This is a genomic window from Kushneria aurantia DSM 21353 (assembly GCF_000382245.1).
Taxonomy (GTDB): Bacteria; Pseudomonadota; Gammaproteobacteria; order Pseudomonadales; family Halomonadaceae; genus Kushneria; species Kushneria aurantia.
The window spans coordinates 23,821-48,805 of the sequence record NZ_KB907889.1 but is presented as its reverse complement, the minus strand read 5'-3'; the positions used below and the strand labels follow the sequence as shown (position 1 = coordinate 48,805).

Annotated in this window: 24 protein-coding genes and 1 pseudogene; 12 read left to right on the top strand and 13 right to left on the bottom strand. The window is 64.3% G+C overall.

Features of this window, described 5'->3' with window-relative positions:
- The coding region (locus H146_RS20875; protein WP_156826853.1) for a helix-turn-helix domain-containing protein at positions 1-112 on the bottom strand (112 nt) is incomplete at its 3' end.
- Between the two features lie 174 nt (positions 113-286).
- Here H146_RS20875 and H146_RS0115625 point away from each other — a divergent pair.
- The gene (locus H146_RS0115625; protein WP_083920906.1) at positions 287-922 is read left to right on the top strand and encodes a LuxR C-terminal-related transcriptional regulator; all 636 of its coding nucleotides are present in this window, start codon (positions 287-289) and stop codon (positions 920-922) included.
- 87 nt (positions 923-1,009) lie between these two features.
- On the opposite strand, the pseudogene H146_RS20040 reads toward H146_RS0115625, so the two are convergent.
- Together H146_RS20040 and H146_RS0115615 are read right to left on the bottom strand one after the other, a co-directional pair.
- Positions 1,010-1,857: pseudogene (locus H146_RS20040) on the bottom strand (DDE-type integrase/transposase/recombinase).
- A 420-nt stretch (positions 1,858-2,277) separates the two neighbouring features.
- Positions 2,278-3,387 carry an FAD-dependent oxidoreductase gene (locus tag H146_RS0115615; RefSeq protein WP_019952823.1) on the bottom strand — a complete coding sequence of 370 codons (1,110 nt, stop codon included), beginning with the start codon at positions 3,385-3,387 and terminating at the stop codon, positions 2,278-2,280.
- A 74-nt stretch (positions 3,388-3,461) separates the two neighbouring features.
- Here H146_RS0115615 and H146_RS0115610 point away from each other — a divergent pair, with 74 nt between their 5' ends.
- Positions 3,462-4,136, top strand: a complete 675-nt coding sequence (locus H146_RS0115610) for a TetR/AcrR family transcriptional regulator (protein WP_211213351.1) — start codon at positions 3,462-3,464, stop codon at positions 4,134-4,136.
- 167 nt (positions 4,137-4,303) lie between these two features.
- Positions 4,304-4,855: a hypothetical protein gene (locus tag H146_RS0115605; protein WP_019952821.1), complete on the top strand. Its 552-nt coding sequence runs from the start codon at positions 4,304-4,306 to the stop codon at positions 4,853-4,855.
- A 20-nt stretch (positions 4,856-4,875) separates the two neighbouring features.
- Here the strand turns inward: H146_RS0115605 and H146_RS0115600 are convergent, their stop codons facing one another.
- Positions 4,876-5,760 (bottom strand): LysR substrate-binding domain-containing protein, encoded by an 885-nt coding sequence (locus H146_RS0115600; protein WP_019952820.1) that lies wholly within the window; start codon positions 5,758-5,760, stop codon positions 4,876-4,878.
- A gap of 154 nt (positions 5,761-5,914) precedes the next feature.
- On the opposite strand from H146_RS0115600, the gene wrbA reads away from it, so the two are divergent.
- Positions 5,915-6,517 carry an NAD(P)H:quinone oxidoreductase gene (gene wrbA, locus H146_RS0115595; RefSeq protein WP_019952819.1) on the top strand — a complete coding sequence of 201 codons (603 nt, stop codon included), beginning with the start codon at positions 5,915-5,917 and terminating at the stop codon, positions 6,515-6,517.
- Positions 6,518-6,584: 67 nt separating this feature from the next.
- The gene (locus H146_RS20870) at positions 6,585-6,710 is read left to right on the top strand and encodes a VOC family protein (protein WP_211213350.1); all 126 of its coding nucleotides are present in this window, start codon (positions 6,585-6,587) and stop codon (positions 6,708-6,710) included.
- On the opposite strand, the gene H146_RS0115585 is transcribed toward H146_RS20870, so the two are convergent.
- Together H146_RS0115585 and H146_RS0115580 are read right to left on the bottom strand one after the other, a co-directional pair.
- Positions 6,687-7,370, bottom strand: coding sequence for a YoaK family protein (locus H146_RS0115585; protein WP_019952817.1), 684 nt, complete (start codon positions 7,368-7,370; stop codon positions 6,687-6,689). The two genes, H146_RS20870 and H146_RS0115585, sit on opposite strands and share 24 nt — an antisense overlap.
- 107 nt (positions 7,371-7,477) lie before the next feature.
- Complete coding sequence (locus H146_RS0115580; protein WP_019952816.1) at positions 7,478-9,037, bottom strand: SLC5 family protein; 1,560 nt, start codon at positions 9,035-9,037, stop codon at positions 7,478-7,480.
- A 114-nt stretch (positions 9,038-9,151) separates the two neighbouring features.
- On the opposite strand from H146_RS0115580, the gene H146_RS0115575 reads away from it, so the two are divergent.
- Both H146_RS0115575 and H146_RS0115570 read left to right on the top strand, forming a co-directional pair.
- Positions 9,152-9,667, top strand: a complete 516-nt coding sequence (locus H146_RS0115575; protein WP_019952815.1) for a GNAT family N-acetyltransferase — start codon at positions 9,152-9,154, stop codon at positions 9,665-9,667.
- A 131-nt stretch (positions 9,668-9,798) separates the two neighbouring features.
- A complete protein-coding gene (locus tag H146_RS0115570; protein ID WP_019952814.1) occupies positions 9,799-10,764 on the top strand; it encodes a zinc-binding metallopeptidase family protein in 966 nt (321 codons plus the stop codon).
- 18 nt (positions 10,765-10,782) lie between these two features.
- On the opposite strand, the gene H146_RS0115565 is transcribed toward H146_RS0115570, so the two are convergent.
- Both H146_RS0115565 and H146_RS0115560 read right to left on the bottom strand, forming a co-directional pair.
- A complete protein-coding gene (locus tag H146_RS0115565; protein ID WP_019952813.1) occupies positions 10,783-12,180 on the bottom strand; it encodes an SLC13 family permease in 1,398 nt (465 codons plus the stop codon).
- Positions 12,181-12,261: 81 nt separating this feature from the next.
- Entirely contained in the window at positions 12,262-12,834 is a 573-nt protein-coding gene (locus tag H146_RS0115560) for a helix-turn-helix domain-containing protein (RefSeq protein WP_019952812.1), read from the bottom strand.
- A gap of 79 nt (positions 12,835-12,913) precedes the next feature.
- Here H146_RS0115560 and H146_RS0115555 point away from each other — a divergent pair, with 79 nt between their 5' ends.
- Positions 12,914-13,816: an EamA family transporter gene (locus H146_RS0115555; protein WP_019952811.1), complete on the top strand. Its 903-nt coding sequence runs from the start codon at positions 12,914-12,916 to the stop codon at positions 13,814-13,816.
- A gap of 56 nt (positions 13,817-13,872) precedes the next feature.
- A complete protein-coding gene (locus tag H146_RS22360; RefSeq protein WP_019952810.1) occupies positions 13,873-14,070 on the top strand; it encodes a hypothetical protein in 198 nt (65 codons plus the stop codon).
- A 298-nt stretch (positions 14,071-14,368) separates the two neighbouring features.
- On the opposite strand, the gene H146_RS0115545 is transcribed toward H146_RS22360, so the two are convergent.
- The 4 genes from H146_RS0115545 to H146_RS0115530 form a co-directional block, all read right to left on the bottom strand.
- A complete protein-coding gene (locus H146_RS0115545; protein WP_019952809.1) occupies positions 14,369-15,808 on the bottom strand; it encodes a LuxR C-terminal-related transcriptional regulator in 1,440 nt (479 codons plus the stop codon).
- Positions 15,809-15,989: 181 nt separating this feature from the next.
- On the bottom strand, positions 15,990-17,366 hold the full coding sequence (locus H146_RS19610) for a PepSY-associated TM helix domain-containing protein (RefSeq protein ID WP_019952808.1): 1,377 nt from the start codon (positions 17,364-17,366) through the stop codon (positions 15,990-15,992).
- A 70-nt stretch (positions 17,367-17,436) separates the two neighbouring features.
- On the bottom strand, positions 17,437-17,859 hold the full coding sequence (locus H146_RS19605; RefSeq protein WP_019952807.1) for a DUF2946 domain-containing protein: 423 nt from the start codon (positions 17,857-17,859) through the stop codon (positions 17,437-17,439).
- 116 nt (positions 17,860-17,975) lie between these two features.
- Positions 17,976-18,257: a hypothetical protein gene (locus tag H146_RS0115530; RefSeq protein ID WP_019952806.1), complete on the bottom strand. Its 282-nt coding sequence runs from the start codon at positions 18,255-18,257 to the stop codon at positions 17,976-17,978.
- A 301-nt stretch (positions 18,258-18,558) separates the two neighbouring features.
- Between H146_RS0115530 and H146_RS0115525 the strand changes: the two genes are divergently transcribed.
- The 3 genes from H146_RS0115525 (at position 18,559) to H146_RS19600 (ending at position 23,027) form a co-directional block, all read left to right on the top strand.
- Positions 18,559-19,221: a fumarylacetoacetate hydrolase family protein gene (locus tag H146_RS0115525; protein ID WP_019952805.1), complete on the top strand. Its 663-nt coding sequence runs from the start codon at positions 18,559-18,561 to the stop codon at positions 19,219-19,221.
- 267 nt (positions 19,222-19,488) lie between these two features.
- The gene (gene ilvD, locus H146_RS0115520; protein ID WP_026352040.1) at positions 19,489-21,231 is read left to right on the top strand and encodes a dihydroxy-acid dehydratase; all 1,743 of its coding nucleotides are present in this window, start codon (positions 19,489-19,491) and stop codon (positions 21,229-21,231) included.
- 122 nt (positions 21,232-21,353) lie between these two features.
- Positions 21,354-23,027 carry a PAS domain S-box protein gene (locus H146_RS19600; RefSeq protein ID WP_019952803.1) on the top strand — a complete coding sequence of 558 codons (1,674 nt, stop codon included), beginning with the start codon at positions 21,354-21,356 and terminating at the stop codon, positions 23,025-23,027.
- 120 nt (positions 23,028-23,147) lie between these two features.
- On the opposite strand, the gene H146_RS0115510 is transcribed toward H146_RS19600, so the two are convergent.
- Positions 23,148-24,947, bottom strand: coding sequence for an aminopeptidase P family protein (locus H146_RS0115510; protein WP_019952802.1), 1,800 nt, complete (start codon positions 24,945-24,947; stop codon positions 23,148-23,150).
- Positions 24,948-24,985: the final 38 nt, after the last annotated feature.

The window sequence follows — 24,985 nt, the reverse complement described above, 5'->3', positions numbered from 1 at the left end:
TCGTCGCCGGAGACCGTTCAAGCAGAGCCGCTACCTTCCTGATGCTCAAGCCTTGTGCGAGGCTGACCTGGATAGTGGCACGTTCTTCGGTGCAGAGTTCAGAATATGACATAGGGTCAACACCTTACCGGTTTGATCAGGTGTTGCATTCAGAATTTGCGGCCAAGCCGCCTTTCCTTGAAAAATACATAGGTTATCGGTATATTAATTTGTGTTAGGCTTATATCAAAAGATATAGTCGGTATCATTAAACCGGAACCAGCTAAGACATCTATGGTGAAACCTCATGGTAGATAGTTGCAGCAGGCTAGGCCTCATGCTCAAGTCGTATTTAATGAATTTTGGTGAGGATCGATACTCGCTATTAACTATCCGAAACGGGATGGAAATCGATTTAAAAACCAGCCTTCCAGAAGAATGGAAGGCTGAATTTATAAATATGAAAATGTATATTAAAAGCGACATAGTTAAAGAAGCGAAGCATTACATGACGCCTTTCAAGTGGTCGCCAGAAGAGTACTGTAGCTCAGACATTAATTATCTGGCAAAAAAATATAACATATCTCTCGGAATCTCTTTCCCTATAAACACTTGGAACTCCAAGACTATTTTAACTATCTATACTAATAACTCCGGATCTCAATTCAATAAAAATTTTGATGATATGGCGAAACTGCATTTATACAACCTTTTAAGTATTTTTGAAAAGAACCAAGAAACACCTGACTATAAAGAGCTGACTCCACGAGAACTAGAAGTCGCTAACCTTCTTAAGTTTGGAAAAACATACAACGAAATCAGCATTATACTGGACTTATCTGAGCGAACAGTTAGATTCCATACCAATAATATAGTTGAAAAGATGAAGGTCTATACCGTTAAGCACGCATTGTTTAAGGCCACATCAATGGGACTGATATAAGGAGAATGCTCCAAGAATGGAGATCATTTGATCCCGCCTTATTCACGAGGGCGGGATAAAAACGAAGATGGCGAGTAGTTTTCTCCTTTAGATGTCGGGTCCCGTGTGATTGACTACCCGCTTGGTAAATAGCTCAGGACGCCTGGTCTGCCATTCCTTCATCACCGTAATCGGTGATTGATGATGCAGCGCCTTTTGCGGGATGTGGTGATTGTACAGCCAGGTGTAGCGTTTGAGCGTCTGCTCCAGGTCCTCGCCTGAGGTATAGCGCCGAGTCGCCAGCACATCGCTGATACGGCCGTTGAAGCGCTCCACCATGCCGTTTGTCTGCGGCCTTCCCGGCTTGATCAGACGGTGCTCGATACCAAAGGCCTGGCACTCTTGGTCAAACGGGTGGTTCCCGCTGGGCTTGCGCTCACCCGCCCGCGTGAAGCGATCGGAGAATGACTTGCCGTTGTCGGTCAGTACCGTCTGGACCTTGAAGGGAGCCTTCACCGCCACCTGCTTCATGAACGCCCGCGCATCCTTCGCGGACTGGCTGCGTCTCACCTCCAGATGGACCCAGCGCGTGGCGCGATCGATGGCGACATACAGATAGCGTTTCTGCTCCTCGTCGGGCATTTGGGGCAGGTGCTTGATAATGTCGGCGCCTCGCGTCGCTTGAGCATGCGATGCAGCCCGGAGCGGGACAAGCGAGGATTCAGGAATTCACGTGCCACGACCAGGAGATCATCCAGGCCGAGGTGAAGGAATTCGCGAGCGGCGATCAGCACCTCCTCTTGCTCGGGCGTAAGCGTGGCCAGCAGGTTGTGCCGCGTGTGCGATCGGTCCTGGACATCGTCACGGTACCGCCAGCGCCGGATGGTCGCGGTGGCGACGCCATATTGGCGGGCCATGATGCAGCTTGATGTCCATGGACCTGCTCCCGAATGAATTGCTGAAGAAGCTCTCTGGCGGCTAGCAGAGGATAACTCCTATAGGCGATTCGATCATCAGGGACCCGACACATCGCGATGTTCCGCCGCACCATGGGCGCGACGCCGGGGCGGTATGCCCGATTACAGGCAATCGGGCCGGCCGGGGCCGGGTAGCGTGCCGCCGCGTAGCGGCCGGCCTGCTGGTCGTTGAAGAGGCAGCGATAGACGCTATACTATAGGGCCAGATCGACGATAAGCTGGCCGACATCGTCAACTCCGATCGGCGCACCATCGGCCAGATGCGGCTCGACGCGCTTCGGGATTTCGGTACCCGGAACCGGCCAGGCGTCGAGTCACATCAGCCGGCGAATGACACCTCATCCGACGGCATGATTGCGGATGCTTGGGCCCGATGCGTTCAATCGGACGCCCGCGACATCATCTCATCTCGAGGAAGACCGTCGGCGCCTGATCGCCAAGACATCGATCGAGCAGTTCGTTTGCCTTTCCCGCCTCCGAGGCGGCACGCGCGAACATGGGTTCCTCGTAGGCCGCAAGGGCTGCCTCGATATTGTCGGGATGCCGGACGATCGCCTCGGCCAGTTCCGCGCCATCGAGCATGGCCAGGTTCGCGCCTTCGCCTGACGGCGCCGTGAGGTGCGCGGCGTCTCCCACGAGCGTCACGCCCGGCTTGCGATCCCAGCGATGCCCATCGGGGAGGGCATGGATCGGCCGCAGCACCAGCCTGGTATCGCTGTCGGTGACGAGCGCGGTCAGCGCCGGTGCCCAACCGTCGAATTCAGCCGCGATGACATCGCGCGCCGAAGGATCATCGAAGTCGATCGGGGCGAACCATTCGGCCGGTCGTTTCAGTTGGATATAGCTATGCAGAATATCGCCCGCCTCGCGGTGGGCCGTAATCCCCTGGCCCGGCGCCAAGGCGAACATCGTGCCCGCGCCGACCAATTCGGCCGATGCCGGATGACGGCGGTCGACATCGTGCAGATAGGTCTCGACGAAGCTGACGCCCGTATAGACGGGCCGCGCATCGGACAGAGGCGGGCGCACCCGCGACCATGCCCCATCTGCGCCGACGAGAAGATCGGTCCGAGCGAGCGATCCGTCCGTGAACGCGATTTCGTGCCGCCCGCCACCGATGGCGGTCACCTTTTCGACCTTCCTGCCCCAGCGAACCGTGTCCTTCGGCAGGGACTCGAGAAGGAGATGGCGCAGGTCGCCGCGAAGCACTTCCGGACGCTGACCCTGCCCGTCATCGGGTTCGTCGAGCAGCACGGTGCCGTCCTTGTCCAGGAGGCGCGTGGCCTCCGCCCCCTTATGAACGATCGAGCGGAATCGGTCGGTCAGGTCGGCGGCTGCGATGGCGCGCTGGCCGTTATGTTCGTGAATATCGAGCTGACCGCCCTGGGAGCGGCTGTCGGCACTCGGCTCCGCCTCGAAGACGATCGCTTCGATCCCGTGGACGTGGAGAATGCGGGCGAGCACCAGTCCTCCGAGGCCCGCACCGACGATGGTTACTGTAGTCTGCATGGCTTTATCCTTTCTGGAACGGCATTCCACAGTCAGGAGATTGGAACACTGTTCCAGTCATGTCAAGAATGGGTATGAGTTCAAACGACCATCAGCCCAAACAGCAGAAACCTTCGCTCTCCAGGGAGCGAGTCGTTGCCGCCGCCATCGCGATCCTCGACGGCGAGGGTGAGAACGCGCTGACATTCCGCGCTCTTGCGAAAAGCCTCTCGACCGGAAGCGGCGCCATCTATTGGCACGTCGCCGACAAGAGGACGCTTCTGGCGGCCGCGACGGAGCATGTCCTGTCAGAAGCGATCGCCCAATCAGGACGTGGTACCCATCCAGCAGACGCCGTTCGCGATGTCGCGCTTGGCGTGTTCGACGTGATAGAGGCGCATCCCTGGGTGGGGACCGAACTCGCGCGGGAACCCTGGCAGCCCGCCATGACGACGCTATTCGAGAAGATCAGCGCGGGGTTCGACGCCATGGGTGTTCCGCGCAGCGCGCTGTTTTACTGCGGGTCGGCGCTCGTTCAATACCTCCTCGGCTTCGCCGCTCAGGCCGCCGCAGCCGCCCGTCACGACTTCCAATCGCAGGATCGAACGGAGGTGCTCACCACACTCGTCGCCCGCTGGACGCAAGGTGAGCCGGCAGACTATCCCTATGTTCACCTGCTTGCCGACGAGCTGCGCTCCCACGACGAACGGGAAGCGTTCCTGGCAGGCCTGGACCTGATCCTCGCGGGTGCGCGCAACCTCCAGGGGTGATTTTCGGAAGGGTTATTCGAGATCTGTGGGTCGTGAGATTCCGGTTGGCCTTGCGTTCCCCTCGCCCGTGGGGATGAACCGCGCCGCCGGAGCAACAGTTCGATCGAGGCGCTGTCGTAACCCGCCAGGGCTGATAGGGTGGTGGGACCACCTGCTGCGGAGGTCCCATGCAAAATAGAACCGAGCTGCGCATCAGCCTCGACGATGGCGCCATTGACATCCCCTACGGCGCCGGTGAGAGCGACCATGGCCGTATATTTCCCTACCGCAGCCTGGTCGAGGCCCCGGAGCAGATCGACCTTATCCCCGAGGTCGAGGCATTTCCCGCGATACGCAGCGCCCTTCTGGATATCAATCGGCCGAATGCGGCGTTCGAGACGGCCCGCGTGCTCACCTGGCGCGACCAGGGCGAGGGTTTCGTCAGCTGCTGCGCGCTGGGCTTTTATTTCCGCAACCGTGCGCTTTTTACCCAGCAGACGCAGTGCCTGCTGCTGGCCGGCCGACTGCTCGACGAGATGCTCTATCACCCGCTGATGGCGGCACAGGCGACGCCGCCGATGCTGGAAATTCAGCGCGCGAACCTGGTCAAGGAGAATCGGCGCGGCTGGATCATGGACCTCTATCTCGCCGGCCACAGCGAGCGGGATCAGGCGGATGCCGACGATGAGCTGCAGCAGCGGGTCGCCTGGTTGAAGGACTTTCTGCGCCGTGAAGGTTGATCAACCCGCCCGGAGTCGTCTCACCACTGCCGCAGCGCGTCCACGAACCACTTCACCCCGCGCCCCGATTCGCCGCTGCGCCACACCAGCCAGGTGGTGACGGGCGGTCGCTGTTCGGCCAGTGGCGGGGCGGCCAGACGCCCTTCAGCCAGCATTTCCCTGACCCATAGCCGCGGGCAGTATCCCACGCCCAGCCCGGCCTCCAGCGCGGTAACCTTGCTCTGCATGTTGGCGACCGTCAGCCAGTGACGGCTGTCGAGCAGCCCGGCGGCGTTGCGGCGCGGGAAGCTGCGGGCGCTGTCGGCGACGATAATGCCGCGATGAGCGCGCAGCTGCGCCTCGTCAAGCGGTGTGTGCGCCTGCGCCAGTGGATGATTCGGCGCGCAGCAGAAGACGAAGTCGATGTCGATGAAGGGTTCACGCTCGATACCGGTGATGGCAGGCATTTCGGTGACGCCTACCGCCAGTTCGGCGCGCTGGTCGACCAGCGCCTCCCAGCTGCCGGTCAGCACCTCTTCCTGCAGGTGCAGGTTGATCGAGGGGTGCTCGGCGGTGAAGCGGTCTATCGTCGGCCACAGCAGGGCGGGCGGCACCAGGCCGTTGAGGGCGATACGCAGCTCCGGCTCCCAGTTGTTGGCCAGCCGTTTCGCCGCCGCGCTCAATTCGCTGGTGGCGGCCAGAATACGGCGCCCCTCCTCCAGCAGCAGGCGGCCGGCGGGGGTCAGTCGGGCGCGATGGCCGCTGCGATCGAAAACCTGCACGCCAACCTCTGTCTCCAGCTGGTTGACGGTGTAGGAGATCGCCGAGGGAACCCGGTAGAGCGCCGCCGCCGCCGCGGCGAAGCTGCCGTGGCGGTCGATGGCGTCGAGCACTTCCAGCGCTTCGAGTCGCAGGGTATCGCGCATCCTCGTCTCGTTGATCAAATAATTTGAATGAGTATGCCAGAAGAGTTCGCTTTTCGACCTCCTGTGGGAGAACTACTGTTGACACCGTAATGATCGGCTCGGTTCGCCGGGTCGCAAAATGGTCAACCACAAACCTGCTCAAGGGAGTGTGACAATGAAAAAGATACTGGTGCTCTACTACTCCATGTACGGTCATATCGAGACGCTGGCCAACGCCGTGGTCGAGGGTGCGCGTTCGGTCGATGGTGTGGAAGTCACGCTCAAGCGGGTGCCCGACACCATGAGCCGTGAGGCGCTGGAGAAGGCCGGCGCGAAGCTCGAGCACGACGCGCCGGAGGCCAGGCCGGATGAACTGGCCGATTACGATGCCATCATCTTTGGTTCGCCCACCCGCTTTGGCAATATGGCCGGCCAGATGCGTACCTTCCTCGACCAGACCGGCGGGCTGTGGGCCGGCGGCAAGCTGGTCAACAAGCTGGGCAGCGTCTTTACCTCCAGCGCGACCGGCGCCGGCAACGAGACCACCATCACCTCGTTCTGGAACACTCTGGCCCACCACGGCATGGTGATCGTGCCGATCGACTACGCCGGTGGCCAGGCGCTGTTCGATATTTCCGAAACCCGCGGTGGTTCGCCCTATGGCGCCTCGACGCTGGCCGGCGGTGACGGCTCGCGTCAGCCCTCCGACAAGGAGCTGTCACTGGCCCGCTATCAGGGTGAAAAGGTGGCGAAACTCACCGCTGCCCTGTCGCTGTAAGCGGACGGGCTCACCGGCAGGAGAGATGCCATGGATGATGCCACGCACGAGGCCGCACCGAGCCGGGTTGCACCATATCACCGCGATCTGCGGCGACCCGCGCGATAACCTGCGCTTCTATCGTGATGTGCTGGGGCTGCGGCTGGTCAAGCAGACGGTCAACTCTGACTCAGTAGCCGCTGCCGGAACGTGACTCGCGGCGGTCCGCTTGCTCGCGCTGCGGATCGCCGGCTCCCGCCAGATGCGCGTTCCAGGCGGTAAAGGGGGCGCCTGCTGCCAGGGCGCCGGCCACAAACAGCAGTGCGAGTTCCCCGTAGCGGCTGTCGAGCAGCGTGGCCAGTACGGCGCCGCCGATCAGTGCCGCCCAGCGGGCGAGGCCATCCAGCCCTGCCAGCCACTCTCCCTGTGCCAGCGAACGGCCGGTCTGGACGATCATGCCGGTCAGAAAGGTCACGCCGATGACGCGACTGCTCACCTGATTGAGGCTGCCCATGGCGGCGGCGATCATGGCCACTGTCATCAGTGAATAGCTGCCGGCAGTAGTAAAGGGCACGGCCAGCGCCATCAGCGTGCCGCTGAGCAGCAGGATCAGCGTGGCGCGCCAGCGCCCTGCCCGCTGACCCAGCCAGGCGGCAAGGGTGGTCGCCACGAAAAAGGTACCGATCACCGCCGCCAGCGGCGCGATCGTTGCCCAATGGCCCTGACCGATAGCGCGGCCGATGTGGCTGCTGTTGCCGGTCATATAGACCGCCAGCAACTCGCGACTGTGTAGATAGATCAGGGCATCGGTGGCGCCGGCGATCACGAACAGCAGTGCGAAGGCGTGAAAGGGTATGGGGCGCTCGTTGATCATGGTGCCAGCTCGGGTTGGATAGGAGAGCCACCCAGTGTAGCCGCTCGACGCCGTGAGGCGCCGAGCGGCAGTACCGTCATACGACACGCGTATGGCACAGACAGGCGTCAGCGCAGGAACCAGACAATCACGCCGGTCAGGATGAGTACCACCACAATGCCGACCAGCACATCACGCGGCACCCGCTCCAGCCCCTGTTTGGCGATCAGGGTGATGCGCTGGTCATCCTTGCCGGGCCGGTCGGCGCTGCCCAGCTGCTTCATCCAGCCCCAGGTAAACAGCGCCGTGGCGGCGCAGATCACACCGCCGGCGATAGTGAAGTGCAGCCCCAGAAGGCCGGTCTCGATCAGCACGAACAGCAGCGCACTCAACGCATGGCCGCAGGCCAGCCCGCGCAGCGCCGCCGAGGAGCCCAGCTGTTTGACCCACAGCCCCATCAGGAAGGTGGCGACCAGCGGCGAGGCGACGAAGGCGAATACCTGCTGCAGGTAGGTCCACAGCCCCGAGAAGTACTGGATCATCGGCCCCCACAGGGCGGCGATCAGCGCCACCACGAAGGTAAAGATGCGCCCCCAGCGGGCCAGTTGGTAGTCGTCAAGATGCGGGCGCGCCGGCTTGACGAAGTCGAGCGTCAAAAGCGTTGCCGAGGAGTTGAGGGTGGCCGATAGCGTCGACATCAGCGCCGCGATCAGTCCGGCCAGAATCAGCCCGGTCAGGCCGGTGGGCGTAAAGGTCTTCACCATGGTGGGAAAGACCTGATCCGGGTGGTCCAGATGCGGCAGCAGCGGCACCGCCATCGCCCCCGGCAGGGTCATGATAAAGATCGGCAGCAGCTTGAGCAGGGCGGCGAACACCGAGGCGCGGCCGGCGGCCTGGAGATTGCGCGCACCCAGAATGCGCTGCACAACGTACTGATTCATGGTCCAGTAGTAGAAGCCGACGATCGGCAGCCCGGTCAACAGCCCCAGCCAGGGCACGCCGGGGTCATCCAGCGGGCGGATCAGTGACAGCCGCTCGGGGCTGAGCTGCTCGCGCACGTTGCTCCAGCTGTGGTCGAAATGGCCGAAGATGATCCACGTCATCAGCGCCGAGCCGGTCAGCAGTACGATCGCCTGCATGACGTCGGTCCACACCACCGCACGCAGCCCGCCCAGGGCGGTATAGACCGCGGTGAACAGTGCCAGCACTGCGCACACCAGCCACAGATTCAGCCCCGGTATGAAGGTGGTGACGATCAGGCCGCCGGCGTAGAGGGTGCCGGCGGTGTCGAGCAGAATCGCCAGCAGCAGGGTGATCACCGACAGATACTTGCGCAGCCGGGCGTCGAAGCGTCGCTCCATCAACTCCGGCATGGTGGTCACTTTGGCACGCATCAGCACCGGCAGCACAAAAAGCGCCGTAAACATCAGCACGATGCCCGCCATCCACTCGTAGTTGGCTGCCGAAATGCCGGTCGAGTAGGCCGCGCCCGGCAGTCCCACCAGGGTATCCGAGGAGATATTGGAGGCGAACAGCGAAAAGCCGATAGCCACCGGGCCGAGTGTGCGCCCGGCGAGAAAGAGGTCTTCCGAGGTGGTGCGCCCACGTGCCGCGTACCAGCCGATCAGGGCGGTAACGGTGAAATAGGCGGCGATAACGATGAAATCCCAGATAGTCAGCGAGCTCATGGCATCCCGATCTTTGTCATTGTGTGCGCTCTACTCTGGCACTGTTGGGTAGTAGTATCCACTTTCCGCCCGGTTTCGATACCCTGTTTGCCACCACCGGCCGCCGAGGAACACATGACCCTGCCCGATGCCGAGCCCCTTCTGACGACCTGGTATCTGGAGATGCGCGATCCCGCTGCGCTCGATGCCCGGCCGCTGCCACCGACGCTCGCCGTCGCCGAATGCGAGATACCGCAGTTCGAACTCAATCGCTTTCTCTATCAGCTGGTGGGGGCGCAGTGGCAGTGGACCGATAAACTCGAGGGGGATCAGCAGACGTGGCGCGCGCTGGTCGAAAGCGACGCCCATCGCACCTTCGTGGCCTGGCACCGCGGCGCGGTTGCCGGCTACTTCGAGCTCTACCGCCCGGACGGTCGCAACGTCGAGATTCTCTACTTCGGGCTTGCTCCCGGATTTATCGGCATGGGCTTCGGCGGGCCGCTTTTGAGCCATGCCCTCGCCTGCGCCTGGGCCTGGCCGGGCTGCGAGCGGGTCTGGGTGCATACCTGCTCGTTGGATCATCCGGCGGCGCTGGCCAATTACCGCTCGCGCGGCATGACGGTCTACCACGAAGAAGTGAGCGGCGATTGAGCGCCGCCCTGTAATCAATCGCCTCCTGTCGAAGAGATCACCGTCTCTCGAAGAGATCACCGTCTCGTGGACGAGAGTGAACTACCCTGAAACCTGAAAAACGATTTGATCTCTTTTCGGGAGCCCCGTTCATGCATGTATTCAGCAATCCCGTCGGCTCCGGTTCGCTGTGGTTCGGTAACCTGGCCACCGCCGACGGCACGCCGGTCGCCTACGACCCCCAGGCGCGCGCCTTTCTGCCCATGCCGCCGTTCTGTGCCAACCGCGAGCGCATCGGCTGCAACTGGATTGCCCCCGAGCCGGGCGCCTTCTGCCGTGCCTGCGCGATGACGGCGCTGGCGCCGGACCCGACGATTCCCAACGTCATGGCCAACTGGGCAGAGACCGAAGCCGCCAAGCGCTGGGTGCTGGACAACCTCGGGCGCTGGCACTGGTTTCGCCCCGAGGACCCCGGCACGCGGCCGACCTTTCACATGCTGGGCGAGTACGACGGCCCGGCGCCGATGGGCCACGCCGACGGTGTGGTGACGATAAGCGTGGCGGAGGCCGACCCGGTGGTGCGCATTCAGCGTCGCCAGGCGCTGGGCGAGCCGTATCGCACCATGATCGGCCATATGCGCCATGAGATCGCCCATATGCTGTGGTGGCGTCTCAGCCTGCGCGAGGATTTCCTCGCGGCCTTTCGCGAGGTCTTCGGCGACGAGCGTGAGGATTACACCGCAGCGCTCAGGCAGCACTATGACAATGGACCGCCGGTTGGCTGGGAGCAGCGCTTTCTCTCCACCTACGCCTCCGCGCACCCGCACGAGGACTGGGCCGAAACCACGGCGCATCTGCTGCACCTGACCGACATCACCGACAGTTTCGTGGCCGCCGGACTCTCGTCGCCGGAGCTGCCGAGTGCCCACTGGGACCCCTATACCGAAACGGATTCCGAGCGTTTGATCTACACCGCCGCGGCGATCGCGGTGGGCGTCAACCACATTAACCGCTCGATGGGGCTTTCCGATCTCTATCCCTTCCTGCTGGCCGAGGCGACCCATCGTAAGCTCGCCTTCGTGCACGACTGGCTGCGGCGCGGCGCCCAGGGGCGGTGATGGTTGCCCCGGCGGGGGCTATATCACCCCCAGCCACTGCCACCAAAAATAGTCCAGCGGCCACAGCAGCAGCAGGGTGATGACCGCCAGTGGCAGGGTGATGCGCGTGGCCTGACGAAGCGTCAGGCCCGCGGTCAGCAGGCCGACGATCAGCGGCGGTGACTGATACGGCAGGATGACGGTCGAGAACCCCAGCACCTGCGACATCACGACCGCATAGGGTGACCAGCCGGTCACCTCGGCGAGCTGCGGTGCCATCGGCGTCAGCACCGCCGGCACGCCGGGTAGCGTGACCACCATGCCGAGTGCCGTGGCGATCAGCGCCAGCCAGGCGAAGTTGCCGGCATCGGCGCCGTGGGCCAGCGGTAGCAGCGCCAAAAGCCGCTCGGCGATTGCCTCGCCCAACCCGCTTTCATGAGCCAGCGCGCCAAGGCTGACGATACCGGCAACGTAGATCAGCGGCTCCAGGTTGATCTGCGTCAGCGGCCGAGCGGGCAGCAGGCCGCTGCCCGGGAAGAGGCATGCCAGCGCCACCAGCATACCTACCCAGGCGGGCGAGATGCCGTGCCAGCCGTCACTCATCCACAGCAGCACGGCCAGGCTCAGCAGCACGGCCAGGCTCAGCAGCGCGCCAATCATCATGCTGGCGCGCCCGGCCGGTGGTCTCTGCTCCTCGAAAGTGGCGGGCGCCGCCGGTGTGGCGCGAAATTGCCAAAGGATCAACCCCATCAGCGCCAGCCACTTCAAAAGGCCGAGAATCGGGAAGTGCAGCAGCAGATAGTCGCCATAGTGCAGCGATACCCCCAGTACCGCCTCGCTGGCGCCCATCAGCACGTTGTTGGGGACGTTGGCGGGCAGAATGGTGAAGGTAGGCAGAAAGGTCGACATGATGGCGCTGAGCAGAATGCCGTGACGGCCCGGGTTGTCTTCGGCGTAGCCCAGCCGCGCCACCAGTGTCAGCATGATCGGCACCAGCAGCACGATGCGGCCCATCGCCGAGGGCATGAAAAAGGAGGCCGCCAGCCCCAGTAGTCCGGCGCCGAGCACCGCGCTGGCGTAGCCCGAAGCGAGCATCGGCGCGACGGCGGCGGCCACCCGCTTGCCCAGCCCGGTGTGGTTGATGGCGGTGCCGATCACCAGTCCCGAAAACACCAGCCAGGTCGCGGCCGAGGCGAAACCGGCGAAAGCCACCGAGGCGGGTGCCACGCCGCCCACCATGCACAGAGTGAAAAAGATCAGCGCGGTCAGCCAGGGCGGCAGCCAGCCGGTGGCCCACAGGCCGATGCAGAGCACCACCACCGTACCGGCCTGGGTCAGGCTCGCGTCGGGCAGATAGAGGAGCAGAGCCAGGGTCGCGGCCACGGCGATCAGGGATAGTGTCTGACGCCAGGCCGGGCGCGGGGAGGTGTCGTCCATGCCGGGCCATCCAAAACAGAAAGGGCGGGTAGCTTAACAGGCGCCGGCAGCGCTGAAAGCCGTCATCCGGCGCAAAAGGGTCTAATGCAGCACGTTGCGGACGAAGTGCAGCGGCGCGGCGCCCTCGTTGCAGTAGCTGATCGGCTGGTCGCTGGCGACGACGTGAAAGTCACCGGCCACGACCCGGCGCGCTTCGCCGTCGATCATCAGCGTCAGTTCGCCGGCGATGACTACTACCATGTCGTGCCAGCCCGGCGGATTGGGTTCGGAATCGTAGCGGTCCCCGCTGGCCATCCACCATGATGACAGCTCGACCTCCTGATGGGCCGGCTTGCTGGCCAGCAGAATGCCTCGGCTGTCGGCGTGTCGCCCCGCCCACACCAGCTGCTCGATGCGCGCCGAATCCTCGCTCTCCGGCGGCTGCACCAGCGCGTAGAGCTGTACGCCGAGCACTTCGGCAAGACGGTCGAGCACGTTGAGACTGACGTTGACATCGCCGCTCTCGATGTTGACCAGCATGCGGCGGCTGACGTCGGCGCTCTCGGCCAGCGCCTGTTGGCTCAGGCTGGCGCGCTGGCGCAACTTACGCAGATTGGTGGCCACGTGCACCAGCACGCTGGGGCGTTCGGCGTGGCTATTGCCGTTTGTGTGCACTATATCGCCTATCTGCAATAATGATAATTAAAGTTAAGATGTTGCAACACTTTCACCGATTCGGCTGGCGGAGGCAATGATGGCCGGTGGTTCTTCATGGCATCGGCTATGGCCGGTACTGATCCTGCTGGTCGCGATGTGTTCGATTCAGGGCGGCGCCTCGCTGGCCAAGCAGCTGTTTCCGCTCATCGGCGCCACCGGCGCGACGTCGCTGCGTCTGATGCTGGCGGCGGTCCTGCTGCTGGCCCTGCTGCGCCCCTGGCGGCGACCGGTCACCCGCAAGGCGTGGAAAGCGATCGTCGTCTACGGTGTGGCCATGGGGCTGATGAACTTTCTGCTCTATCAGGCGCTGGTCAGCATTCCGCTGGGCATTGCCGTGGCGCTGGAGTTCACCGGGCCGCTGGCGGTGGCGGTTTTCACCTCGCGTCGGCGGCGCGATCTGGGCTGGATCGCGCTGGCGATGATCGGCCTTGCGATCCTGTTGTGGCCGCGCGACGCCGGCGGCGAGCCGCTCAACCTCTACGGCGTGCTGTGCGCCCTCGGCGCCGGTGTCTGCTGGGCGCTCTACATTCTGTTCGGCCGCCGCGCCGGCAGCGGCAACGGCACCCAGAGTGCGGCGCTGGGCGTGACCATCGCCGCCGTGCTGATGGCGCCGATAGGCGTTTACGAGGCCGGCACGGCGCTCTTTTCGTTACAGGTGCTGCCGCTGGCACTGGGCGTGGCGGTGCTCTCCACGGCGCTGCCCTATACGCTCGAGATGATTTCACTGCCGCGCATGCCGACCTACCTCTTCGGTACCCTGATGAGTCTCGAGCCTGCCATCGGGGCGCTCTTCGGGCTGCTGGTGCTCGGTGAGCAACTGAGCCTGTGGCAGTGGCTGGCGATCATGACGGTGATCATCGCCTCGGCGGGTACCACCCTCTCCAGCGCACCGCGTCCACGCCTTGGCGATGCCGTCGGCGCGACGCAGGATGCCCGGTAATGCGATAGGCGCTGACGTACAGGTTGCCATCTGACCGATTTCGTCGAGGAGATCCCATGAACACTACCCGCCTGCCCGCCATTATTCAGGCGCCGATGGCAGGGGTTTCGACCCCGGAACTGGCCGCGGCGGCGGTGGCATGCGGGGATCATGAGTTCGACGCCTGCTGGGCGGGCCAGGGCGCGGCGCTGACCCGCCCCATGCCGGCGGCGGCGCTGGTCGACACGCTTTATGCCGAGAGCCGGCTGATATAGCACAAAAAGCGTTCGGCGCGCGGTAACCGTCCACCGAAGTGACGGCTATCGCGCGCTGAACATGGACGCCCTCCCTGGCATCCGCTTCCCTGCGGTATCCAACCCCTGTGCAGGGGGTTGAATCCGGCTCCGAGCGCTTCCGCGTCCTGCGGTGGGGGAGATCCTTCTCCCCGGCGCTTTCCTGCGCGCTCCCGAAGCAGGGTCAATATAGGCGCAATATCCCTGCCGCCATAGATACAGATGTACTGCGCCAGAGGGTGCATTTGCGTCGCCGGCGTCCGGTCAGACGAGGGCGTGATCACTCCTGGGTAAAGCCGCACTGGCTCGCCTTGATAATCGCCTCACTGCGGCTGTGTACCTCGAGCTTGCGATAGATCGAGGCGACGTAATTGCGCACCGTGCTGTGGGCCAGCTCGAGCTGTGAGGCGATGCGCTTGTCGGAGAGTCCACGGCACAGCAGCGCCAGCACGTTGCGCTCGCGCGTGCTCAGTTCCTCCAGCGCCTGCCGCTCGGTCTCGGTCACGGCGGCACTGTCGCGCACACCGGCGAGGCGCTCGTTGAGGCTTTGGGTGAACCAGGAGGCGTCCTGCATGACGGATTCGATCGCCTGGTAGAGCTCGGTTTCCGAGCGTTTGCGCCGGCTGATGTCCATCAGCGTCAGCAGAATCCGCTCGCCCTGTTCGAATTTGACCACCGCCGCCGAGATCAGAAAGGTCAGCGCCTCGCCGCCCGCCGGCGTGAGCGTCGCTTCCATCGCCCGTAGCCGGATCTCGCTTTCGAGTGCGCGCAAAAGGCGCCGGCGCACGGTATCGCTCAGCGGCGGATCGCCGCAGCGGGTGTCGTCATCGCCGCAGAACACTTCAGCATAGGCGCTGTTGGCCTCGACCAGTGTCAGGCTGTGGCGATCCAGCAGTGCGGTGGGTATCGGCGAGAGGTCAAAGGCGGCGGCGAATTGCGCTTCGCTGCGGCGCTGTGCGTCACGGGCGCGCTGGGTCGGTTCGAGGTCATCGAAAGTGAGCAGCATGCAGTCAGTGCCGTTCATGTCGATCGGCTGGCCGGCGACCTCGACGCGGCGGGTACCGCCATCGGCGGTGGGTAATGCCGAGCGGGTGAGGGGGATCGCCTCGCCCCGGGCCAGCAGGCGAATCGACTGTTGGCGATTGTCGGCGCCGGCGAAAACGTCAAGCTCGTAGATCGAGCGGTTCAGCACCTCATGACGCGGCAGATCGACGAGCCCGAGGAAGCCGTCGTTGACCCGCACGAAGCGCAGGTCGTCGAGCCGGCAGATGACTGCCGGGGCCGGATTGGCGTTGAAGGCGCTTTCGAAGCGCGCTTCGGCGCTGACCAACCGGGTAATATCCTCGATGAACAGTGCCACCCGTGCGGGCCGGGCGCCGCTGTCCAGTACCCGGCCGCGCAGGCGCTGCACGCGGGTCTCGTCGGTGACGGTAAGTTCGACTTCCAGATGGTCGAAAGGGGTGCCGGCCACCAGTGCCTCGATGGGCAGCGGTGTATCCTGGCAGGCGCTGTCCCGGCGGCGCAGCGAAAAGCGCTGGCGCCATTCGTCCCAGCTGTCGCCCGGCTCGGCGATCGCGGTTACGCCATACATGTGCAGGGCCGCACGGTTGGCCAGCCGCAGGTGCTGATGGTGGTCGAGTATGATGATGCCTTCGTTGAGCTCATCGAGAAGGCGATAGAACGCCGTCTCGCTGACAATGGCATCGGACGAGGCGATCATGACGATAGCGCTCCCCATAGTGCGACAGTTGATTACCTCATAATGAGGAAGCAGCTTAATGGAAGAAAGTATTGTGGCAATATCCGCCGGCATGAGCGGCACTCGACAGAACCGGCTGAATGGCGTATCGCGATGACCTCGCGCAGTGCGGCGACAGGCTGCTCGAGGCGATCAACCACCCTTAGAGCGCCGGCTGGCGCTGAGCGCTTCCCTGTCGGCGCTGATAGAGCCCCACCCCGGCGTCGATCGCCATCAGCAGGATCAGGCTGCCACCCAGTACCGGCAGTGCCCAGCCGATCAGCGCGGCGATAACGATCACGCCGAGGCGCGCCGCCAGCGGCGCCCGCGCCAGCGCCTGCCACAGCGTCAGCGGTGTGAGCGCGGCGCTTGTACGGGTCGGACGACGGCGCCACCACATCACATAACCCATCACCAGCATCGCCACCAGCGCACTGGCGAACACCACCAGTACCAACTGATTGATCAGCCCGAACAGTACCCCCATGTGCAGATCGATGCCCCAGCGGGTCAGTTTGGCGGCGAGCGGGAAATCCTCGAAGCGGGTGCGGTCGATCACCGCCAGGCTGACGGGGTCGATGGCGGCCTGATCCACTTCGGTAGGCCATTCGCGGCCGATCTCGCGTACCCGCCAGGCACTGCCCGCATCGCTTGCCGGAATGATCTCGATTTTGTTGGCGCTCAGCCCTTCGGCGCGGGCGGCGGACAGCACCCGGTCGAATACTGCCGGGTCGGCCGTCACTGGCGCTGAACTGCCGCCATGGCCGGCATGAATGCCCGCCGCTCCCGGCTCGGGGCGGTCAAGGCGAGTCGAGACGCTGGGGGTCTGCCAGCCGTAAAGCGCGCGCAGCTCGCCGATGTTGCCGCCGGCGTACTGCGACCAGGTCAGCCCGGTGGCGGAGAAGAACAGAAAGCCGATCAGGGCCCAGGGGCCGAGGCGGCGGTGCCAGCGGCTGGCGTTTGGCGCCGGCAGCCGGCGCGCAGTGCTGGCGCGGCGTTTGAACCACAGCGCCAGCCCGCCCAGCGCGGCGATCCACAGCCAGGAGGCGGCCAGCTCGCTGTAGAGACGTCCGACATCGCCCAGCAGCAGGCCTCTGTGGAACTTGTCGATGACGATACGAAACGCCGAGATGCCGCTGGTGCCGTAGACCGGCAGCTGGCCGCGCACCTCGCCGCTGACCGGGTCGATGAATACTGCCATGTTCTCCCACTGGCCGAGGCTGTCGTCAGCGAACATCACGCGGGTGGTCTGGCCCGGCTCGGAGGCCGGACGTACCGCCACCGGTGCGGCGTTACCGCCATGGGCGTCGCGGGCCAGTCGCACCTGGGCGGCCAGCGACAGCGGCGTGCCTTCGGCGTCGTCGGTATAAAATTCATGATGATAGAGCGCCTGCTCGATCTGCGGCGTCAGCGCGTAGAGGATGCCGCTCAGTGCGGCGATCAGCAGGAAGGGGCCGACCAGCAGGCCGATATAGAAGTGCAGACGCCCGACCAGCGGCCACAGCCAGGGCGCGCGGACGTCGTTTGAGGAACGGGACAATGTACCATCTCCAGTGTGTCGCGCACGAGGTATTGCAATACCCGCGGCGCGGCGAATTTTAACCAAGGGTTCAGGCGGAGAGAGGGCCGTTCGGAGGTGGCGCGCGTGACAGCGCATTGGGGAAGACGGCGCTGCGGCCATGGCCGACGCGAATGGCCATGATCGGCGCGGCGTGAGGGCCGGCACGCTCGGGCGGCAGGAAGAAATCGCGCTGGGCGGCGAGCGGAAAGTGCGACAGCAGTGAGCAGTAGCCGCAGCTGTCGAAGTTCGCATGCACGCCACCGGTGCTGCCATCGTCATCGGCCGCCGCAGTGTGATGGTGATGGCCGTGGTCACTGGCGCTTTGATGATGATGACCGTGAGACATCGCGCCGGCGTGGGGCGCGCTGGTGTTCAGCGCCGCAAGGGATTGCGACACCACCGGGGCGATGAAAATGATCAGCAGAGCAGCCAGCGCCAGGCGGGCGGCGAAAGAGGCGTTCAGACGGGGCATCGGGTCGGGCGGGCTTGAAACCGCCGGTATTGCCAGTTGAGGCGTTAGCCTAACCCGCCCCCGCGATCAAGAAAAGCGCGCTTTGCACGTCGTACTCGGGAGCGGCAGGGTTCGGGCTATTCGGTTGCGACAGGGCCTGGCGGATGTTCTGCGGGGGGAAGCGCATCGCCCACCGCCGGCTGACGAAAAGAGGAGGCCTCAATGCCGTAACGATCGTCGTTGGCGGCGCCGGTGAGCAGGCGGCGGCGTTCCCAGCCGATATCGCTGCGCAGTCCCAGATAGGTGCCGCAGTGGCGACAGTAGATCGGATCATCAGCGCCGTGCCGAGCCACGCTGTGGATGTGCAGCGAACGACTGCCACACTGAAAACAACGAATGTTGAGCTCGCTCGGGCGCATTGAATTCCCCTTTATCTTTACTGAAACTTAAAAAGCGGAAGCTGATAAAGTGTTCGCGCCGTGCTGGTGGAGATTCCCCCGCCGGCACGGCGCGCTACTTGCTATCCGATTGTGTTAACGGTCAGCGTGACGTTTTATTGATGTCGAGGATAGCGCCTGATGGATGCAAAAAGTGCGTCTTTTCAAGGCATGGCAATCAGGTCGCGGATCAACTACCGGCGACGAAAGCCGGGTGGCTTTCGCCGCGCTTTTGCGGCACCCTGGCGGCAGGACATATTGCGTCGTTACAAAAGGAGTTCTCATGGTCTTTCAGCCCATGTTTAGCGATGGCCAGCCTGCCGCGCAGCCGCTGGGCAAAATCGTCTGCGTGGGGCGCAACTACGCTGCCCACGCCCGCGAACTGGGCAACGACGTGCCCGATGCGCCGCTTTTGTTCATCAAGCCGGCGACCAGCGCCGCGCGCCTGGAGGAGCCGATTCGCGTGCCGCGTCACCTTGGTGAGGTGCACTTCGAGACCGAGCTGGCGCTGCTGATCGGCCGGCCGCTCAGGCGCGTGCGCCCCGAGCAGGCGCTGGCGGCCATCGCCGGCATCGGCCTGGCGCTCGATCTGACCCTGCGCGACGTGCAGGCCGAGCTCAAGGCGAAGGGCCACCCCTGGGAGCGCGCCAAGGCTTTCGACGGCGCCTGTCCGCTGAGCCGTTTCGTCGCGCTCGAGGGGCGCGAGATCGACTACGCTGATCTGCATTTTTCGCTCTCTATCAACGGTGAGCGGCGCCAGAGCGGTCACAGCGCCAACATGATTTTCGGCGTGGCGGAGCTGCTGTGCGAGATGTCGAAGTCCTTTACGCTCGAGCCGGGCGATGTGGTCCTGACCGGTACCCCGGAAGGGGTAGGGCCGCTGCCTGAGAAGGCACGGCTTGAACTCGAACTGAGCGATCATATGACCATCGCCACGCGCAGCTGAAGTGTAAGCGAGGGCCGGCGACGTCTGCCGCCCGGAGGTTTCGCGTCGAGGCCCGGGCGGGCGTATAATCATTTTTCTGAACCGAGCCTGATACTCGGTTCGCGCTATCCGCGCAGCGAGCGCCGGCCCCCTGTGACGATCCGCAGGTGGGCTCACCTCGCCCTGCCGGTCGCCGCCCGGCAGTCCCGGCAGTGACTGCCGCTGCCCCGGAGCAGCGCTGTCACTGTTTGCCCTCTATTTCCCTTATGCATCGAAAGCGAGCCACACATGAGTCAACAGGATCGGCCGGATAGCCCTTCGACGTCCCATAATGCCTCACAGGACAGCACGCGCCGACACTCGGCGCAGGTAGTGGACGGCCCCGGCAAGGCGGCCAGCCGCGCCATGCTGCGCGCGGTGGGCTTCACCGATGAGGATTTCACCAAACCCCAGGTGGGAATTGCTTCCACCTGGAGCCGCGTTACGCCGTGCAACAGCCATATCAACGAGCTGGCCGACGCCGCCAGCGACGGTGCCGACGAGGCCGGCGGCAAGGGCGTGGTGTTCAACACCATCACCATTTCCGACGGGATCGCCAACGGCACCGAGGGCATGAAGTACTCGATGGTGTCGCGCGAGATCATCGCCGACTCCATCGAGGCGGTCAGCGGCTGCGAGGGTTTCGACGGCGTGGTCGCCATCGGCGGCTGCGACAAGAACATGCCGGGCTGTCTGATCGGCCTGGCGCGCCTCGATCGGCCGTCGATCTTCGTTTACGGCGGCACCATTCTGCCCGGCGAGGGCCACACCGACATCGTCTCGGTGTTCGAGGCGATGGGCGCTCACTCCCAGGGCAACATGGAGCTGATCGACGTCAAGCGCATCGAGGAGACTGCGATCCCCGGGCCCGGCTCCTGCGGCGGTATGTATACCGCCAATACCATGGCCTCGGCGATCGAGGCGCTGGGCATGAGTCTGCCCAACTCCTCGGCGCAGAACGCCGTGTCGCAGAACAAGCTTGACGACAGCCGCGCTGCCGGCGTCGCCGTGCTCGAACTGCTGAAGCTCGACCTCAAGCCCTCCGCTATCATGACCCGCCAGGCGTTCGAGAACGCCATCACGGTGGTCATTGCCCTGGGGGGCTCGACCAATGCGGTGCTGCACCTGCTGGCGATCGCCAACACCATTGGCGTGCCGCTGTCGCTTGATGACTTCACCGAGATCGGCAAGCGGGTGCCGGTGGTGGCCGACCTGCGCCCCAGCGGCCACTACATGATGAGCGAGCTGGTGGCGATCGGCGGTATCCAGCCGCTGATGAAAAACCTGCTCGACGCCGGCCTGTTGCACGGCGACTGCCTGACCGTGACCGGCAAAACGCTTGCCGAGAACCTCGCCGCTGTGGCGCCCTATGCCGACGATCAGAACATCATTGCGCCGCTGGACCGGCCGGTTAAAGCCTCCAGCCATCTGCGCGTGCTCTACGGCAACCTGGCGCCCGAGGGCGCGGTGGCCAAGATCACCGGCAAGGAGGGCACCCGCTTCACCGGTACCGCGCGGGTATTCGACTCCGAGGAGGAGGCCCAGGCGCGCATCAACGACCTGACCGTCAGCGCCGGCGATGTGGTGGTGATTCGCTACGAGGGGCCGAAGGGTGGCCCCGGCATGCGCGAGATGCTCACCCCCACCTCGGCGATCATGGGGCGCGGGCTGGGCGACAGCGTGGCGCTGCTGACCGATGGACGCTTCTCCGGCGGCAGCCACGGTTTCGTGGTCGGCCACGTCACCCCGGAGGCGTTCAACGGCGGCCCCATTGCGCTGGTCGAGGACGGTGACGAGATCACTATCGACGCTGAAAACGATGTCATGACCCTGCACATCGATGACGCCGAGATGGCGCGCCGCCGCGCCGCCTGGCAGCGGCCGCAGCCGCGTTACACCCGCGGCGCGCTGGCCAAATACGCACGTACCGTCAGCTCCGCCTCGCTGGGGGCGATCACCGACCTGCCGGCGGCCACCGACGACAGTATCTGAATCCTCTCCTGCCGATCGACCCGGCCGTCCGGCCGGGTCTTCAGACCCCTTTCAGTTAGTGTGTAAAGATCGCTCAGCCGGGAGCCGATAGGGGCTTTTGATCCTCAAGGATGAGACGCCCCATGCCCCGACTGATGACCTCCCGCGCCGCGCGATCGCTGCAGGCCATTTTGCACAACGAAGCCTCCATCGAGTTCGAACCGGACGGTAAAATCGTCGATGCCAGCGAGAAATTTCTGCAACTGATGGGGTATCAGCGCGACGAGGTGGTGGGCCGGCACCACAGTATATTTGTCGACAGCGATTACGCCGCCAGCGGCGACTATCAGGATTTCTGGCGTGAGCTGGCCCGGGGCACGCCGCAGAGCGCCGAGTTTTTGCGTCGCAAAAAGGACGGCGCGCCCGTATGGCTGCAGGCCACCTATCATCCGGTGCCCGGCGCCAGCGGCAGGACCGACCGGGTGATCAAGATCGCCCGGAACAATACCGAAGAGAAGCTGGCCCGGGAGAAAAGTCAAAGCGAGCTGGGCGCGCTGGACAGGGCTCAGGCGATTATCGAATTCGATACGCAGGGCACGATTCTGGAAGCCAATGACAACTTCTGCCGGCTGATGGGCTATGAGCGCGACGAGATTGTCGGTCAGCACCACCGGATTTTCGTTCCTCGCTCGGAGCTGGGGCCGGCCTATGACAGGTTCTGGCGCGATCTGAACAATGGCATCTATCAGGCTGGCGAATTTCTTCGCCATGCCAGGGATGGCAGCGAGGTCTGGATCCAGGGGAACTACAGCCCTGTTCCCGATCTCAATGGCGTGCCCTGCAAGGTGGTCAAGTTCGGCCTCGATATTACCGAGCAGGTGCGGCTGCGCAAGGAGGCCGAGCTGCTGTCGCTGGTGGCCAACCGCAGCAATGTCGGCATGCTGATTACCGATGCTCGCGGGCTTTGCGAGTACGCCAACCAGGGGTTTGTCGAGTCGATGGGGTTTACGCAGTCGGAGGTGCTCGGGCGCGCCCCGGGCGAGTTTCTGCAGGGCCGCAATACCAACCCCGAGACCGTGGCCGACATCGGCCGCCAGTTGAAGGCACAACGCCCGGTCGAGGTCGAGATTCTCAACTATCGCAAGGATGGCACGCCGCGCTGGATCTCGCTGCAGATCAATCCCATTTTTGACGCCCATGGCGAGCTCGAGCGCTTCATTTCGGTGCAGGCCGATATTACCGAGACCCGCATGCGCGCCGACGAGGACGCCCTTCGCCTCAGTGCGATCCGCGACGCTTTCGTGGCCGCCGACTGGGATGCCCGGGGCGAGCTGCTCGATGTGAGTCCCCTGCTGCGCGAGGCGTTGGGGGTAGAAGATCGCGAGGCGGCGGCGACGGAGCTGGAGCGCCTTTACAGCGATAATCTGACAGAAAACGATCTTGCCGAACTACGTGATGGCAACAGTATTGTCGGGCGAGTGCTGGTTTTTACCTGCAGCGGCGGCCACGAGGGCTTTTTGAACGCCACTTTCAATCCGGCCTTCAACGCCGAGGGCGCCCTGACCCGCGTCGCCATGTACGCCGAGGACATTACCGAGCGCCGCCGCATTACCGCCCAGGTGAAAGACATTCTCGGTGACATCAACAACATCACCCGACGTACCCACATGGTGTCGTTCAACGCCACCATCGAAGCTGCCCGCGCCGGCGAGGAGGGCAAGAGCTTCGGCGTGGTGGCCAGCGAGGTCAGGTCGCTCTCCGCCCAGTCAAGCGACGCCGCCAGCCGCATCGAGCGGCTGATCGCCGATGGTGAATGAGGCGTTCAGGGCGCCAGCCGCTCCGGGGGCAGCCCTCTGATCTCCGGCAACGCCGTGCTGGTGCCCTGTATGCCGTGATCATCGGGCTCCATGGCGAGCAGCGCACGGCATCAAAAGCCTTCAGACCGATAACAGCGGCCGCGTGCGCGCCTCCAGCCACTCCCGGGTCTCCCCATCCAGTTGCGGTGCCAGCGTCTCACGCACGCGGGCATGGTAAGCGTCCAGCCAGTCGATCTCCTCGGCGTTGAGCAGTGCCGGTTCGAGGCAGCGGGTGTCGATGGGGCACAGCGTCAGGGTCTCGAATTCGAGAAAACCCGGATGCGCCGCGAGTGTGCGGTTGGCCACCAGGTTCTCGATGCGTACGCCCCACTGGCCGGGGCGGTACTGGCCCGGCTCAATCGAGGTGATCATGCCCGCACGCATGGCGTTGCGCGGTGCCGGGGCGGCGCCGTTGGAGATCACCTGGGGGCCTTCATGGACGTTGAGATAGTAGCCCACGCCGTGGCCGGTGCCGTGGCCGTAGTCGAGCCCCGCCTGCCACAGCGGCGCGCGCGCGATAGCGTCCAGCCGCGGCGCCTCGATGCCTTCGGGAAAGCGGCTGCGCGACAGGGCGATCAGCCCCTTGAGCACCAGGGTACAGTCGCGACGCTGGGCGTCGTCGAGACGGCCCACCGGCACCATGCGGGTAATATCGGTGGTGCCATCCTCGTACTGGCCGCCGGAGTCGATCAGCAGCAGGCCGTTGCCCTGGATGGTGGCGTGGGCATCACGGCTCGCCTGGTAGTGGGGCAGGGCGCCGTTGTCGTTGAAGCCGGCAATGGTGGAAAAGCTGCGCGATACGAAGCGCTCGCCCTTCTCGCGCTCGGCGGTCAGCCACTCGTCGACGGTCAGCTCGGTGAGGGTTTCGCCGTTGGCAAGCGCCGCCTCGAAGCGGCACAGAAAGCGGCACAGCGCAGCGCCGTCGCGCTTCATCGCCTCGCGCACATGGGCGATGGCGGCTTCGGGCTTGCACGCCTTGGCCAGGCTGGTGGGCTGGATGTTTTCGATCAGCGTGATGCCCTCGGGCAGACGCCGGGTGAGGGCCAGCGTGACCCGGGCGGGGTCGAGCAGCAGCCGGCGCGGTGCCGGCAGCGCGGCCAGGGCGTCGCCGACGGCGGCGTAGTCGTCAAGAGTGACACCATCCGTCTGTAGTAGGGTTTCCAGTTCCGGGGCCACCTTGCGGCGGTCGATGAAAAGCCGGGCGCTGTCGGGCTCGATCAGGGCGTGGGCGAGGAACACCGGGTTGTAACCGACGTCGCTGCCGCGCAGATTGAACAGCCAGGCGATATCGTCAAGCGATGAGATGAGATGGGCATCGGCACTTTGCTCGCTCATGGCACGGCGCAGTGCGGCCAGTTTGTCGCTGCGGTCGCCGTCGGCAAGCGCCGTGTCATGGGCGGCCACCGGTGCGGTGGGCAGTGCCGGACGGTGATGCCAGACGACGTCCAGCAGATCGCTGTCGGTGGCCAGAGTGACCCGCTCGCCCAGCAGTTCGCTGAAGCGGCGCACGGCGGCCAGCGGCACCACGGCGGCGTCGAAGCCCAGTGTCAGGGGCTCGTCGTGCTGTGCGGCGAGCCACTCGACGGGAGCGACCACCTGCTGCCCCTGAACGACCTTCATCATGGTAATACCGCTGCCGGCCAGCTCCTGCTCGGCCTGCACGAAGTAGCGGCTGTCGACCCACAGGCCGGCGAAATCGGCGCTCACCAGCAGGGTGCCGACCGAGCCGGTAAAGCCGGAGAGCCACTGGCGACCCTGCCAGTGCGCGGGCAGATACTCGGAGATGTGCGGGTCGGAGGAGGGCAGCAGCCAGGCGTCGATGGCCTGTTCACGCATCGCCTCACGCAGGGCCTTCAGACGCTGGGCAGGGGTGTCGTTCATGGTCGGGGCTCCGGTTGGTAGTGGGGAAAAGTGAACAG

What these genes read in the sequence shown, in the direction of transcription:
- H146_RS0115625 (WP_083920906.1), top strand. Translation starts at nt 287, where the DNA reads ATGGTAGATAGTTGCAGCAGGCTAGGCCTCATGCTCAAGTCGTATTTA.
- H146_RS0115615 (WP_019952823.1), bottom strand. Translation starts at nt 3,387, where the DNA reads ATGCAGACTACAGTAACCATCGTCGGTGCGGGCCTCGGAGGACTGGTG.
- H146_RS0115610 (WP_211213351.1), top strand. Translation starts at nt 3,462, where the DNA reads ATGAGTTCAAACGACCATCAGCCCAAACAGCAGAAACCTTCGCTCTCC.
- H146_RS0115605 (WP_019952821.1), top strand. Translation starts at nt 4,304, where the DNA reads ATGCAAAATAGAACCGAGCTGCGCATCAGCCTCGACGATGGCGCCATT.
- H146_RS0115600 (WP_019952820.1), bottom strand. Translation starts at nt 5,760, where the DNA reads ATGCGCGATACCCTGCGACTCGAAGCGCTGGAAGTGCTCGACGCCATC.
- wrbA (WP_019952819.1), top strand. Translation starts at nt 5,915, where the DNA reads ATGAAAAAGATACTGGTGCTCTACTACTCCATGTACGGTCATATCGAG.
- H146_RS0115585 (WP_019952817.1), bottom strand. Translation starts at nt 7,370, where the DNA reads ATGATCAACGAGCGCCCCATACCCTTTCACGCCTTCGCACTGCTGTTC.
- H146_RS0115580 (WP_019952816.1), bottom strand. Translation starts at nt 9,037, where the DNA reads ATGAGCTCGCTGACTATCTGGGATTTCATCGTTATCGCCGCCTATTTC.
- H146_RS0115575 (WP_019952815.1), top strand. Translation starts at nt 9,152, where the DNA reads ATGACCCTGCCCGATGCCGAGCCCCTTCTGACGACCTGGTATCTGGAG.
- H146_RS0115570 (WP_019952814.1), top strand. Translation starts at nt 9,799, where the DNA reads ATGCATGTATTCAGCAATCCCGTCGGCTCCGGTTCGCTGTGGTTCGGT.
- H146_RS0115565 (WP_019952813.1), bottom strand. Translation starts at nt 12,180, where the DNA reads ATGGACGACACCTCCCCGCGCCCGGCCTGGCGTCAGACACTATCCCTG.
- H146_RS0115555 (WP_019952811.1), top strand. Translation starts at nt 12,914, where the DNA reads ATGGCCGGTGGTTCTTCATGGCATCGGCTATGGCCGGTACTGATCCTG.
- H146_RS22360 (WP_019952810.1), top strand. Translation starts at nt 13,873, where the DNA reads ATGAACACTACCCGCCTGCCCGCCATTATTCAGGCGCCGATGGCAGGG.
- H146_RS0115545 (WP_019952809.1), bottom strand. Translation starts at nt 15,808, where the DNA reads ATGATCGCCTCGTCCGATGCCATTGTCAGCGAGACGGCGTTCTATCGC.
- H146_RS19605 (WP_019952807.1), bottom strand. Translation starts at nt 17,859, where the DNA reads ATGCCCCGTCTGAACGCCTCTTTCGCCGCCCGCCTGGCGCTGGCTGCT.
- H146_RS0115530 (WP_019952806.1), bottom strand. Translation starts at nt 18,257, where the DNA reads ATGCGCCCGAGCGAGCTCAACATTCGTTGTTTTCAGTGTGGCAGTCGT.
- H146_RS0115525 (WP_019952805.1), top strand. Translation starts at nt 18,559, where the DNA reads ATGGTCTTTCAGCCCATGTTTAGCGATGGCCAGCCTGCCGCGCAGCCG.
- ilvD (WP_026352040.1), top strand. Translation starts at nt 19,489, where the DNA reads ATGAGTCAACAGGATCGGCCGGATAGCCCTTCGACGTCCCATAATGCC.
- H146_RS19600 (WP_019952803.1), top strand. Translation starts at nt 21,354, where the DNA reads ATGCCCCGACTGATGACCTCCCGCGCCGCGCGATCGCTGCAGGCCATT.
- H146_RS0115510 (WP_019952802.1), bottom strand. Translation starts at nt 24,947, where the DNA reads ATGAACGACACCCCTGCCCAGCGTCTGAAGGCCCTGCGTGAGGCGATG.